The organism is Pusillimonas sp. NJUB218 (genome assembly GCF_003788685.1).
GTDB lineage: Bacteria > Pseudomonadota > Gammaproteobacteria > Burkholderiales > Burkholderiaceae_B > Neopusillimonas.
The window spans coordinates 1-13,484 of sequence record NZ_NQMK01000002.1 but is presented as its reverse complement, the minus strand read 5'-3'; the positions used below and the strand labels follow the sequence as shown (position 1 = coordinate 13,484).

The following is a 13,484-nucleotide window of genomic DNA, read 5'->3' as shown; positions in this document are numbered from 1 at the left end:
AGCTCAACGTAACTTCAAAGTAGCTAAACCGATCAGCACCAGCATCATGCTGATGATCCAGAACCGAACGACCACCTGGGTTTCTTTCCAGCCGCCGACCTCAAAGTGATGGTGCAACGGCGCCATTCGAAATACTCGTCGCCCTTGTCCGTACTTTCGTTTGGTGTACTTGAAATACGTGACCTGAATCATGACCGACAACGTTTCGACGACGAAGACGCCACCCATAATGAACAGTACGATTTCTTGACGCACGATAACGGCGATTGTGCCTAACGCACCGCCAAGCGCCAACGCACCGACATCACCCATAAAAACTTGGGCCGGATAGGTGTTGAACCACAAAAACGCCAGACCGGCACCGGCAATGGCCGCGCACAATACCATGAGCTCTGAAGCGCCCGGAATATAAGGGAAAAGCAAATACTTGGAATAGTCGACGCGACCCACGACATACGCGAAAATACCCAGCGCGCTTCCAACCATGACGGTGGGCATGATGGCCAGGCCGTCTAGGCCGTCAGTCAGATTGACCGCGTTACTCGACCCCACGATCACGAACCAGGTCAGCGCCACAAAGCCGAATACGCCCAGCGGATAACTTACGCTCTTGAAAAACGGCACGATCAAGTCAGCGCGCGTGGGCAAAGACATGGTAAACCCGCTCGCCACCCAATCGCGAAACAGCGGCCAAAGCTCTGCATTGGCCGGCGCCGACACCGCAAAGGCAAGATAGACGGCAGCAACGATGCCAATCAGCGCCTGCCAAAAAAACTTCTGGCGCGACGACATGCCCTCGGGGTCGCGATGCACGACCTTTTTATAGTCGTCCGCCCAACCTATCCAGCCAAAGCCGAAAGTCACCAACAGCACGACCCATACAAAACGGTTCGTCCAGTCGGCCCATAACAAGGTACTGACAGCGATTGAAATCAGAATCAAGGCGCCGCCCATGGTGGGGGTGCCTGTCTTAACCAGATGGGTTTCGGGCCCATAACTACGGACGGCCTGCCCGATTTTCAGTGCGGTAAGTTTGCGAATTACTGCCGGCCCGGCGACAAGGCCGATCAACAAGGCCGTGGCGCAAGCCAACAAGGCACGCAGAGTGATGTATTCGAAAACACCAAGGGCACGGAAGTGCGGCGACTCGGACAACCAGCGTGCAAGCTCAAGCAGCATGATCAGATCCCTCGTTTACAGATACTTTTTGTTTTTGAAATGCCTGAACAACCCGCTCCATGCGGCTGCTGCGCGACCCCTTGACCAGCACATGCGCTGGCGTCAGCGCCACCAAACGTGAGACCAAGTCGTCGACGTTGTCGAACGTTTCTGCACCCGACCCGAACGCAATAGCACAGTCACGTGCGGCACCACCCAGTGTCAGCAAATGCTCAATACCTTGCGACCGTGCATATGCGCCAACTTCAGCATGCATTGCGGGTCCGTTCTCGCCGACCTCGGCCATTCCACCCAAGACGAGCACCTTGCCCCCCTTCAAACTGGCAAGCACATCAATGGCGGCACGCACCGAGTCGGGGTTCGCGTTGTAACTGTCGTCGATAAGCTGATGACCATCGAGTAGCAGATGGGGTTGCATACGTCCTTTGACCGGATTGAACGCTTGCAAGCCCTCTACTATCGCATCAAGCCCTGCACCGGCCGCAACAGCACATGCTGCAGCTGCCAAAGCATTACTCAAATTATGGCGACCCGGCGCCGACAGCTGGACCGTCGCCGTACCGCCCGGCGTGTGCAAGGTAAACCGCGTTCCAGCCGGCTCGGCATGAATATGGTCAGCGTAGACCTCAAAGGTATCGGCCAAGCCAAACTGCAAGCTGCGGCGCTGACCGGCAAACTCCGACCATAAGGCGCTGTACGCGTCATCGCCCGGAAAAACGGCTACGCCATCAGCCGGCAACGCCTGAATCACCGCACCGTTTTCACGCGCAACAGCTTCGACCGTATGCATGAACTCTTGGTGTTCTCGTTGTGCATTGTTGACCAGCGCCACGTCCGCCTGGGCTAATTCGGCCAGATGCGCAATCTCGCCCGGATGGTTCATCCCCAACTCGAAAACGGCAGCCTTATGATTGGCACGCAAACGCAAGAGCGTTAAAGGTACGCCAATGTCATTGTTGTAGTTACCCGACGTTGCCAGCGCATCGTCATTACCCACCCAGGCCCGTAGAATCGAGGCGACCATTTCTTTGGTCGTGGTTTTGCCATTACTGCCGGTAACCGCAATTGCAGGCAAGTTAAAGCGACGACGCCAGCCACGGCCCAGGCGCGTAAGCGCCGCATGAGTGTCGCCCAGCACAATCTGCGGTATGGCAAGGTCAGCCCGGCGAACAGCGACAATTGCCGCGCAGGCACCCGCCCGCGCAACCTGGTCCAGATAATCATGTGCGTCAAAGGTCTCGCCTTTAAGCGCTACGAAAAGCTGCCCGGGTTCGATAGCGCGCGAGTCAGTCGAAACTGAGACTCCCTGCAGCAATGCCAAGGCCGCCTGCGCCCACTCCCGGTCATCGAACGGCAACCTGACACCATCAATTTCTTGATAAGTTTCATGGCCCTTACCTGCCAACAAGACAACATCGGCTGCGTTCGCCTGCCAGACTGCCGACAAAATGGCATCGGCCCGATCGGCAATAATGACAGGCCGATCCCGCATACCCGATGCAATCGCCTCGAGAATTTGCCCGGGCAACTCGGTGCGCGGATTGTCGCTGGTCAGGATGACGTGATCGGCCAGTCGCTCGGCAATGTCGCCCATCATAGGACGCTTGGCACGGTCACGGTCGCCACCGCAACCGAACACCACGACAAGTTTGCCTGAACGCGTTTTCGCGACATCGCGAAGCGCATCCAGCGCGCGTGTTAAAGCGTCGGGCGTATGTGCGTAGTCGACAACCACCATGGGCAAAGCCATCTCGGGCGCCCCACAGTTATGTGGCTCGACCAACTGCAAACGACCTTCAACGGATTTAAGCTGCCCCAACACCCGGGCAATTTTTGACAGCTGCCAGCCGAGCGCCTGCAAAACGCCAGCCACCAACAGCAAGTTCGAAATATTATGTCGACCCACCAAACGCGTCATGATCTGGGCAACGCCATGCGCCAGCGCCAGATTGAAAATCACCCCGTGCGAACCCGTCTGTATATCAGTGGCACGCAGGCTTGCAGCGACATCCCCTTCAATTGAGTAGGTCTCAATTTGCGGCGCCCGGCACGACTGGGCAAACTGCCTGCCTACAGCATCGTCGGCGTTAATAACGGCAGTGCGCAAACCGGGCCAGGCGAAAAGCTGCTGCTTGGCCGCGGCGTAGGCTTGGACGGTACCGTGGTAATCGAGGTGGTCATGAGACAAATTCGTAAAGGCCGCAATTTCGATGCAAACCGACTGCAATCGGCCTTGCTCGAGCCCAATCGACGAGGCCTCAATTGCCACAACGCGAGCGCCAGCATCGCGCAACGCCGCGAGGCAGCGATGGACGGACAAGACATCAGGCGTCGTCAGCGTGGCCCCCAAATTGGTGCCATCGGGCAACACCACGCCCAATGTGCCAATCGTGCCGCAAGCTACACCCTCGGCATTTAAGGCTTGGGCCAACCACTGAACCGTTGAGGTCTTTCCATTGGTACCGGTCACTGCGACAACCGTCAGCGCAGCAGACGCTTGCCCGTACCATTCGTGGCCGATCTGCCCCAGCATATCTTGCACGTCAGGCACTGTAATGACTGGGACCTTGTAGCCGGCATAGGCGTCGCTGGACACATCGGCAACGACAATGGCGGCCGCACCTGCCTGGACGGCCTGACTCACGAATTGGCGCCCGTCGGAAGCACGACCCGGGCAGGCAAAGAAAATATCGCCTGCGCCTACCTGACGCGAATCGAGGCAAAGATGTGCCTGGTCGCCGGCAATAGACTTGAGTTGTTTGACGAGATCCTGGGCGATCATCGGGCGGCTCCTTCTTTCGGGCCTACCGCTACCAAGGAATCGATTGGTGCATCGGGCTGCACCCCCATACGACGCAAGTTGCTGGCCACTACATTAGCAAACACCGGTGCGGCAACACGCCCACCGTAATAAACACCCGACTGCGGCTCATCGATAGAAATCGCCACCACAATGCGCGGATTTGAAACCGGCGCAAAACCGACAAACGAGCTGCGGTACTGCTTGGTGCTGTACTTGCCGTTCACAATTTTGCGCGCCGTACCGCTTTTGCCCGCCACACGGTAGCCTTGCACCTGCGCCAGTTTCGCCCCATCGGGGCCGGCTGCTGCCTCGAGCATGGCTCGAACCGACTTAGCCGTTTCAGGGGTAAATACCTGAACACTGGTGGGCTGCTTGCCCTGACGACGCAAAAGGGTCATTGAAACCATATCGCCATTACGAGCAAATGCGCTGTAAGCATGCGCAATTTGAAGTAACGACACCGACAGACCATATCCGTAGGACATGGTGGCCCGTTCGATCGGGCGCCAGCGCTCCCAGGGACGTAACCGACCTGCGGCAACACCCGGAAAATTTGCGTCCGGCGCGCGCCCAAAGCCCAATTGCGTGAACTTGGTCCACATTTCTTGCGAGCTTAGCTTCTCGGAAATCATCGTCATTCCGATATTGCTTGAGCGGCGCAACACCCCGGCCACATCAATCACCCCATTACGGGACACGTCAGAAATAGTTGCACCGTGATAGCGATATTTACCATCGCCGGTATCAAATTGGGTGGTAGTGCGAATACGCCCCAGGTCGAGCGCCAGCCCCACGGTGAACGGCTTCATGATCGAGCCCGGCTCGAACGTATCGACAATGGCTCGGTTACGCAACTCGTTCCCTGAGCGGCTGCCGCGATCGTTCGGGTTATACGCCGGCAAGTTGGCCAGCGCCAGAATTTCACCCGTACGCACATCAATGACCACGCCCGCCGCACCCGTTGCCTTGTGCTCTTGCATTGCACTTTTCAACGCAGAGTACAAATCGAACTGAAGACCAACATCGAGCGACAAGAACAGGTCTTTGCCATGCATGGGCGGCACGGCTGCCTGCACATCTTCGACGACACGCCCCAAACGGTCTTTGATTACACGACGGCTACCTGGCTGCCCGGAAAGCGCATCGTTGAACGTCAGCTCGATACCTTCAATGCCGCGGTCTTCGATGTTTGTAAAGCCCAGTACGTGGGCGGTCATATCGCCCTCGGGGTAAAAGCGGCGCACTTCGTCCTGTAAATAGATACCGGGGACTTTCAGCTGACGAATTTTCTCGGCAACGTCGGGGGCCACCTGACGCTTGATATACACAAAATTCTTGTCGACGTTGGCAAGGCGAGCCTTGATGTCGACCACCGGCATATCGAGCAATGTCGCCATTTGCGCCAGCTGCTCGGGACGCACGTTTTGGGCGTCTTCAGGTACTGTCCAGATGGCCTTGACCGGCACACTGGAGGCCAGTACGACCTTACCTGTTCGATCAAACACCTTGCCGCGCATGGCAGGCAACACGAGCGTCTTTTCGTAGCGTCGCTCGCCCTGCTTCTGCAAAAAGTCATTAGACAAGCCCTGCAAATACAAAGCCTTGGCGATCAGGGCCACAAAACCCAGCAGCATCAACACCAGCACCAAACGCGATCGCCACAGAGGCATCTGAATGTTCAGGACAGGGCTATCGTAAAAGCGGAAGCGTTTCATGGCTTGGCCCCGCTTTTCATGAAGGGGTTCGCCACTACCCGGTTCTCTTTAATATAAATGGTGCCTACGGGACGGGGCACCACCATTTGCAGATCGTGCCGGGCAAGTTCGTCAACACGGGCATTGCGCGCCAGCTCGGCACGCTCGAGTTGCAGACGCCGCCACTCGATATCCAGCTCTTGTGTTCGCGCGGTGGACCGCTCGGAGGCAATAAACAACTGCCGCGATTGATAGCGCGCCGTCACCAAGGAAATGGCTGACAACATCAAGACGACGGCAAACAACAATGACAAACGATTCATGCCCGCCTCCGTTTATGAGACGAGCCACTGTCATTAGTAGAAAGGCGCAACGCCTTGACGTACCCGGCAGCTTCACCCGGCAAAACGGGCGTTTCTGTGCGTTGGGCCACACGCAATACCGCTGAACGCGAACGCGCGTTGGCTGCCACTTCTTCGTCGGATGGCAACACACGCCCGAGCGACACCAACACGGGCTGCGGCATATCTTTTTCAGGAATAGGCAATCGGGCCGTCGCTTCGGGAGGACGAGAAGCGGCAGTGATGAACTGCTTGACCATTCGATCTTCGAGCGAATGGAAACTGATCACCGCGAGGCGACCACCTGGTGCCAGTAAGGTTAAAACTGCCTCGAGGGCGCACGCGAGTTCTTCAAGCTCTTGGTTGATGTGAATCCGTATAGCCTGAAAGGTGCGAGTGGCCGGATGTTGACCCTTTTCGCGCGTGCGGACGACACTGGCGACGAGCTCGGCGAGGTCGAGCGTTGTGCGCAGCGGCCTGGATTCGCGGCGAGCAACAACCGCCTTTGCAATCTGGAAAGCAAACCGTTCTTCGCCATATTTTGCTATGACCTCCTTAAGTTCTTCAACACTGACTTGCGCCAGCCATTGAGCAGCAGTCAAGCCCCTGCTCGTATCCATGCGCATGTCCAGAGGACCTTCGCGCATAAAAGAAAAACCACGCCCGGCGTCGTCGATTTGCGGGGAAGAAATCCCGAGATCGAGCATGACCCCATCAACGTGGTCGATATTCAGTTCGGCAAACGCCTGCGCCATAGACGCAAACCCCTGGTGAACGACGGTTACGCGCGCATCTTCGCGCTGCAGCGTCAGCGCCGTCTCGATAGCAAGGGGATCTTTATCAAAAACAATAAGTCGGGCGTCGGGGCCAAGACGAGACAACAACAGCCGGCTGTGCCCGCCACGCCCGAATGTGCCGTCAACAAAAATGCCATTGGCGCACGCCGGGCGCGTACCCACCTGAACCGACGAGCGCCCCTTGCGACCGAAGGGCTCGCTAACGAGCGCATCGACCGTGGGTTCGAGCAACACGGGCAGGTGGACAAATGTCATAGCGGCCCTTAGAAAGAGAAGTCATCGAGGGCATCGGTCATGCCCTTAGACAACGCCTCGGCCTCATTCCGTGCCCAGGCTTCGGCATCCCACAACTCGAAATGACTGCCCATACCGAGCAGCATGACCTCGCGCGTCAAGCCCGCGGCCTGGCGCAATTCGGGCGACACCAAAATGCGCCCCGAGCCATCCATGTCGACATCAAGCGCATTACCCAACAGCAAACGCTGCAAGGCGCGCGCCGAAATCGGAAACCGCGCGATTTGCTCGCGACGAGCTTCCCAAACACTACGAGGATAGACCAGCAAACAGCCGTCGGGGTGACGCGTCAGCGTAAGGCTGCCGCCTTCCTGGGAAACGAGCGCGTCACGATGCCGGGTGGGTATAGAGACCCTCCCTTTAGCATCGAGCGTAAGTGCGCTACAACCCTGGAACACGTTTTACCCCACTTTTTTGCACATTATCCTACTTTTTCCCACTCTACGACATCAAACAGGGGCGGTCAAGCGCTAAATTGCATTTTTTTCAATGACAACAAGCACTTAGAGCCAAAAAGAAGAATTCCTTTGAAAAAAATAGTCCGTTAAATCAATAGATTGCAGCTGCAACTGGAAGTGGTTTATTCGGAAATTTCGTGCAGATAAGAACGCAAGACGGCTATTTAGCAAAACATGGCGGATATGGACGCGCCAGCAGACCGACCCAGCGGGGGCCGACGATATGAACGCGGGAAATTACACCGTAACCCGACGCGCAGACACGCGCGCGTGTCTTTGGCTGCGGGACTAGATGCAGAAAAATGCAAAGAGACGGGACAGGCCTGTAGGCCGGATTCTGTACGCCGGGAAACCCGGCGGGCAATCATTCATCTGGGCGCGCCATTGCTGACGCGCTCTGGCCACCTACCCGCATACTCGGGCGGGCCGCCCTGTGAGCCCGAAAGCTCGTCGTATGCCTATTTGGTGTTGCTCCGGATAGAGGTTACCGCGTTTCACCCTGCTGCATTGCGAACGGTTACCCGACCGCGCCATACGGAAGTTGCCGTATCGGTGCGTGCAATGCACGCCCATGCAACAGACTCGTCTCTGTGGCCCTGTTCCTCGGCTTGAAGGCATTTTCACGCCCGCTTGCCGGACGGCTGTTAGCCGCTACCCTGCCCTGTGGAGTCCGGACCTTCCTCGATATACACGATACCGCGATTGCCCAGCCTGCCCCGCCACGGCATTGTAGCCCCTTTAACCCATGGTCACTGAACAAATCGCCACAAACTGCGACAATAGCTGTTGTTTCTTTTTGAGCTCTTTTGCGCAGTAAATATATGGCCACACCTTTAGTTACCCTTACCCAGATTCAACTGGCCTATGGCCATCATCCCTTGCTCGATCATGCCGACCTCACGCTATCAACCGGCGAACGCGTCGGACTGATCGGCCGCAACGGTGCTGGCAAGTCATCGCTGCTAAAACTAATTGACGGACGCAATGCACCTGATGACGGCGACATCATGCGTGTAGGCGGCCTAAAAATAGCCACCGTCGAGCAAGAGCCCGACCTTCCAGCCGACTCGACCGTACTCGATGTCCTGTGCGCCGACTACCTAGAAACCGAAGACTGGGCACGGCCAGCGCGCGCACAAGCCCTGATCACCGAGCTTGGCCTGAACGCCGACGCGCTCATCGCCGGACTTTCGGGCGGCACACGCAAGCGCGTTGCCCTGGCCAAAGCAATCGCCGACGAACCCGATTTGCTTTTGCTTGATGAGCCTACCAACCACCTTGATTTCATCGGGATCGCCTGGCTCGAAAAGTTACTGCAGAACGCCCGATGCAGCGTGGTCATCATCACGCACGACCGCCGCTTCCTTGACGCCGTCGCCACGCGCATCGTCGAACTCGATCGCGGCAAACTCTTCAGTTTTCCGGGTAACTTCACGCAGTGGCAACAACGCAAGGCCGAATGGCTAGAAGCCGAAAAAGAACAAAACGCAAAATTCGATAAGTTCCTGGCACAAGAAGAGGTCTGGATCCGGAAAGGCGTCGAAGCCCGCCGGACACGTAACGAAGGTCGGGTCCGCCGACTGGAACAACTGCGACGCGAACGCACCGCACGCCGAGAACGGTCCGGCAATGTCAATTTGGCCGTTGTCGAAGGCCAGCGTTCGGGCAAACTGGTTGCCGAACTCCAGCACGTGTCACACGGGTACGGCGACAAACGCCTCATCAACGATCTGACGACTGTCATCCTGCGCAAAGACCGCATTGGCCTGATTGGTCCCAACGGCGCCGGAAAGACAACACTGCTCAAGATCATTCTGGGCAAGCTCGACCCCAACGAAGGCATCGTGAAGCTAGGCACAAACCTCACTATTGGCTACTTCGACCAGATGCGCTCGCAGCTAGACGAAAACGCAACCTTGGCCGACACGATCAGCCCCGGCAGCGAATGGGTCGAAATCGGCGACCAACGCAAGCACATCATGAGCTACCTCGAAGACTTCCTGTTTCCACCGGCGCGCGCACGTTCGCCGGTCAGCAGTTTGTCGGGTGGCGAACGAGCCAGGCTGGTGCTGGCCCGAATGTTTGCCCGACCTACAAATATTCTGGTGCTCGACGAACCCACCAACGACCTTGACATCGAAACCCTGGAACTACTTGAAGAGTTGCTGCAAGACTACCCGGGCACCGTCTTGCTGGTCAGTCACGACCGAGCCTTCTTGAATAATGTGGTCACCCAGACACTGGCCTGGGAAGGGGATGGCCTATGGCGCGAATATGCGGGTGGTTACGACGACTGGCTCGAGCAACGCCCAGCTGCGGTACCCGTCTTTTCCCATGATGAGTCTAAATCGGGTGCAGAGCGCGACGCTTCGGCAGCGAAGCCCGCAGACAAGCCGGCATCGCGCGCCAAACCCGCCAAAGCAAGTCGTATTACATCGTGGGAGCAAAAAGAGCTGGATGCGCTTCCCGAGACCATTGCCGCTCTGGAAAGCCGCCAAAGCACCCTGGTAGAGGCATTAGCCGACGGCGAGATTTATACAAAAGATCCTGACCGCGTACACGACATTAATACAGAACTGGCCACCATCGAAGCCGAACTTAGTAAAAGCTTCGAGCGTTGGGAAGCGCTCGAAGCCAAACAGGCCGGTTCTGAATAATCACGACCCCGATGAGGCCGCGGCGTGGCCGCGCCTTATTCGTAGGCGACTGACCAAGACAGTTGCTCACCCGCCGCCAAAGGTACCAGGCTTGTACCCGCGGCCGGCAAGGCTTCGGGCACCGTAAACCCTTCGCGCCTAAGTGTCAGCGTGCCCTTGTTTTGCGGCAAGCCGTAGAACGCTGGGCCGTTTTCGCTGGCAAAAGCCTGAAGACGGTCGAGCTTGCCAACCGAGTCAAAAGCCATCGCGTAAAGCTCCATGGCATGCAAAGCGGTGTAGCAGCCAGCACAACCACAAGCGTTTTCTTTCAGGCCTCGGGCATGAGGTGCGCTGTCGGTACCCAAAAAGAAACGATTACTTTGGCTTGTCGCGGCTTGCAAAAGCGCCAAACGGTGCTGCTCGCGTTTGAGAACCGGCAAGCAATACCAATGCGGGCGCATACCGCCCCGGAAAAGCGCATTGCGGTTGTAGAGCAAGTGGTGCGCCGTAATTGTGGCGCCGACCGGGCCCTCGGCATCGCGAACGTACTCAACGCCTTGTTGCGTCGTCAGGTGCTCAAACACCACCTTAAGTTGCGGAAACGCCTTGCGTAACGGAATCATGACGCGGTCAATAAAGACAGCTTCGCGATCAAAGATATCGACAGACGGATCAGTGACTTCGCCATGCACTAGCAACGGCAGCCCCTTGTCCTGCATCGCTTCCAGCGCCTTAACGCAATGGCCCAGCAAATCGGTAACACCGGCATCAGAGTTGGTCGTTGCACCAGCCGGGTACAGCTTCACACCAAACACAACATCACTATCGGCTGCAAGACGAATCTCTTCGGGTGAGGTATTGTCCGTGAGATATAACGTCATGAGCGGCTGGAAAGCGTCGCCAGACAAGCCGTTTGCCGCTAGCGCCTGGAGTATGCGTTCGCGGTAAGCCCGAGCAGCAGCCACTGTGGTCACAGGCGGAGTAAGGTTCGGCATGACAATGGCCCGCGCAAATTGGCGGGCACTATCGGCCACCACCGACTGCAGCATCTCGCCATCACGCAGATGCAAGTGCCAATCGTCGGGACGTGTAATGGTCAATGTCGAAATGTCGGAACTCATGAAAACCTCGTTAATATTTAGTCGAAAGCACCGCGTATGGTAACGTTGCAGGGGCTAACCAAAAGAATTTCCCGATGCGCAATTCAGAAAAATAAGGTACAAACACTTTTGCTGTCGGGCTCAAGAAGCGTTATGCTCGTGCCTGACCTTTACTAACAGGAGCAAATAACATATGGCAACCACCGAAAAAACCGCGCGTAAACCCAACGCAGCATTCATGAAGCCCCTTACCCCCAGCGCTACTTTGGCTGCTGTTGTTGGCGCCGAACCGTTGCCGCGTACCGAAGTTACTAAAAAACTTTGGGACTACATCAAAAAGAACGATTTGCAAGACCCCAAAAACCGTCGCAACATCAATGCCGATGACAAACTGCGCCCTATTTTTGGTAAAGACCAGGTCTCTATGTTCGAAATGACCAAGCTGGTCAGCGCCCATTTGAAGTAAACAGCGGCACAGGTTTGCGTTAACAAGCCTGCACCACGAACTTCACCCCAAACGTTGGACATTATGCCAACCTTTGGGGTGAAGTTTTTTTGGGGCCAAAAAGTGCGTTAGATTTCGGGACTGGGGGCAGTGCCTTCAAGGAGGGCCAGCCAGCCTTTAATCAGCCTATAAACCACCCAAATCACAGCAGCCAGGCCAGTAAGCCAGCCGATAAAAACAAAGGTCAGCAAAGCACTGACAATGACCCAGAGCAGACCCCACCAGAATGTTTTAATGACCCAGTCGAAATGCACGGCATAAATTGTGCCTGCGGCATCACTGCGCTTTAGATAAGCCAGCACCATGGCCGCGATTGTAGCTACACCGATAAAACCGGCACTAAGCACACCCAAGGCGAACAAGCCATAAATAATGTGCGTCAGCCACTTGAGTGACAAGCCTTTGTTTTCTTCCGGCGGTAGTGCTTCGGTCATAGACCCTCCAAATCATCAGTAGCAATTAATTTCAGTATATTTTAACCTGCCCTTCTATTACGGGCCTGATACTCGTCAACTTACCCAGAACCCTCATGGACAGTCTATCCAGCGCGCTGCACCCTTTTAGCAATCTCGACATCAATATGATGTTGATCATTTATTTGATCGCGATTACTGCCGAAGCAATGTCGGGTGCGCTGGCCGCAGGGCGCAGACGTATGGACATTTTTGGTGTAGCGGTAATTGCTTTTGTGACCGCCTTAGGCGGCGGGACTATCCGCGACGTTACGTTGGGCAACTACCCCATAGGTTGGACCCAACACCCCGAGTATGTCTATATCGTGCTGTCAGCAGGACTGCTGACGACGCTAGTTGCAAGATACATGCTTCGGCTCAAGCAATTGTTTCTGATGCTGGACGCTTTAGGGCTGGTTGCATTTTCGGTTATTGGTTGCACCATTGCGCTGACGCTCGACTACCCCATTGTGGTTGTCATTATTTCGGGCATGCTGACAGGCATTAGCGGCGGCGTCATGCGCGATGTATTGTGCAACCAGGTACCGGTAGTGTTTCGCCGCGAACTCTACGCCAGTGTGTCGTTGTTTGTATGTGTTCTATTCTTGCTCATGCAATGGGTAGGCGTTGGCGAGAACATCACGATGCTGGTCTGTTTTGGCTGCGGTGTGGCGTTTCGCATGTTGGCCATCCGTTTCCATTGGCGTTTGCCTGTGTTTTCGTACCAGCAACGCTGGGAATGATCTTTACCCACTGATCTTTACCCATTGATCTTTGCCTACTGCTCTACCTACTGTCCGGGCCAACCACTACAGTCACTTTCTCACCGCTGAACGCACCCTCTCACCGCTGAGCGCACCCGAAGTCCAAGTGTACTGCACGAGCGCGGAGCCTTGGGGCAAGGCAGGCGGCTACGGCATCCAAGGCAAGGCGTCGATGTTTATCCAGCGTATCGCGGGCAGTTATAGCGGCGTGATGGGGCTGCCGGTATTCGAGACCGCGCAGCTGCTCAAGGCACACGGCTTGCTTACGCAGCCTGTCGCAGTCCAGGAGTGACGGTCTACGGTACGCATCACAGAGCGATTTCCGGCTCGATTCAACGACATAGTGGCATATTACTGGGGAATCGCGTTTCGCGAATGTAGCGCACAAAGAAAAACGCCCCGCAAAGTTATTTGCGGGGCGTTTTAGAATAAAAGCCTGACGATGACCTACTTTCACAGAC

General features: G+C 56.3%; 12 protein-coding genes and 1 other RNA gene. 4 read left to right on the top strand and 9 right to left on the bottom strand.

Annotated elements, in window-relative coordinates:
- Nucleotides 1-3: 3 nt before the first annotated feature.
- From mraY to rnpB, 7 genes are all read right to left on the bottom strand, one after another.
- Nucleotides 4-1,179, bottom strand: coding sequence for a phospho-N-acetylmuramoyl-pentapeptide-transferase (mraY, locus tag CHR62_RS02675; RefSeq protein ID WP_093970578.1), 1,176 nt, complete (start codon nucleotides 1,177-1,179; stop codon nucleotides 4-6).
- Entirely contained in the window at nucleotides 1,169-3,961 is a 2,793-nt protein-coding gene (murF, locus tag CHR62_RS02670; protein WP_123659954.1) for a bifunctional UDP-N-acetylmuramoyl-L-alanyl-D-glutamate--2,6-diaminopimelate ligase MurE/UDP-N-acetylmuramoyl-tripeptide--D-alanyl-D-alanine ligase MurF, read from the bottom strand. Before murF ends, mraY begins: the two co-directional genes overlap by 11 nt.
- Nucleotides 3,958-5,697, bottom strand: coding sequence for a penicillin-binding protein 2 (locus tag CHR62_RS02665; protein ID WP_093970576.1), 1,740 nt, complete (start codon nucleotides 5,695-5,697; stop codon nucleotides 3,958-3,960). The genes murF and CHR62_RS02665 overlap by 4 nt, the downstream gene beginning before the upstream one ends.
- Nucleotides 5,694-5,999, bottom strand: coding sequence for a cell division protein FtsL (gene ftsL, locus CHR62_RS02660; protein ID WP_093970575.1), 306 nt, complete (start codon nucleotides 5,997-5,999; stop codon nucleotides 5,694-5,696). The genes CHR62_RS02665 and ftsL overlap by 4 nt, the downstream gene beginning before the upstream one ends.
- Complete coding sequence (gene rsmH, locus CHR62_RS02655; RefSeq protein WP_123659953.1) at nucleotides 5,996-7,069, bottom strand: 16S rRNA (cytosine(1402)-N(4))-methyltransferase RsmH; 1,074 nt, start codon at nucleotides 7,067-7,069, stop codon at nucleotides 5,996-5,998. The genes ftsL and rsmH overlap by 4 nt, the downstream gene beginning before the upstream one ends.
- A gap of 8 nt (nucleotides 7,070-7,077) precedes the next feature.
- Nucleotides 7,078-7,506, bottom strand: coding sequence for a division/cell wall cluster transcriptional repressor MraZ (mraZ, locus tag CHR62_RS02650; RefSeq protein WP_093970573.1), 429 nt, complete (start codon nucleotides 7,504-7,506; stop codon nucleotides 7,078-7,080).
- Between the two features lie 370 nt (nucleotides 7,507-7,876).
- Nucleotides 7,877-8,284: RNase P RNA component class A (gene rnpB / locus CHR62_RS02645), an RNA gene on the bottom strand.
- Nucleotides 8,285-8,387: 103 nt separating this feature from the next.
- Between rnpB and CHR62_RS02640 the strand changes: the two genes are divergently transcribed.
- Entirely contained in the window at nucleotides 8,388-10,223 is a 1,836-nt protein-coding gene (locus tag CHR62_RS02640) for an ATP-binding cassette domain-containing protein (protein WP_123659952.1), read from the top strand.
- A 35-nt stretch (nucleotides 10,224-10,258) separates the two neighbouring features.
- Here CHR62_RS02640 and pyrC read toward each other — a convergent pair whose 3' ends face one another.
- Entirely contained in the window at nucleotides 10,259-11,323 is a 1,065-nt protein-coding gene (pyrC, locus tag CHR62_RS02635) for a dihydroorotase (protein ID WP_093970571.1), read from the bottom strand.
- A 172-nt stretch (nucleotides 11,324-11,495) separates the two neighbouring features.
- Here pyrC and CHR62_RS02630 point away from each other — a divergent pair, with 172 nt between their 5' ends.
- Nucleotides 11,496-11,768: an SWIB/MDM2 domain-containing protein gene (locus CHR62_RS02630; protein WP_093970570.1), complete on the top strand. Its 273-nt coding sequence runs from the start codon at nucleotides 11,496-11,498 to the stop codon at nucleotides 11,766-11,768.
- Nucleotides 11,769-11,875: 107 nt separating this feature from the next.
- Here the strand turns inward: CHR62_RS02630 and CHR62_RS02625 are convergent, their stop codons facing one another.
- Nucleotides 11,876-12,241, bottom strand: a complete 366-nt coding sequence (locus CHR62_RS02625) for a hypothetical protein (RefSeq protein WP_093970569.1) — start codon at nucleotides 12,239-12,241, stop codon at nucleotides 11,876-11,878.
- Between the two features lie 95 nt (nucleotides 12,242-12,336).
- On the opposite strand from CHR62_RS02625, the gene CHR62_RS02620 reads away from it, so the two are divergent.
- Together CHR62_RS02620 and CHR62_RS02615 are read left to right on the top strand one after the other, a co-directional pair.
- Nucleotides 12,337-13,002 (top strand): trimeric intracellular cation channel family protein, encoded by a 666-nt coding sequence (locus CHR62_RS02620; protein WP_233574840.1) that lies wholly within the window; start codon nucleotides 12,337-12,339, stop codon nucleotides 13,000-13,002.
- A 31-nt stretch (nucleotides 13,003-13,033) separates the two neighbouring features.
- Nucleotides 13,034-13,315, top strand: a complete 282-nt coding sequence (locus CHR62_RS02615; protein WP_123659951.1) for a Maf family protein — start codon at nucleotides 13,034-13,036, stop codon at nucleotides 13,313-13,315.
- Nucleotides 13,316-13,484 lie beyond the last annotated feature (169 nt).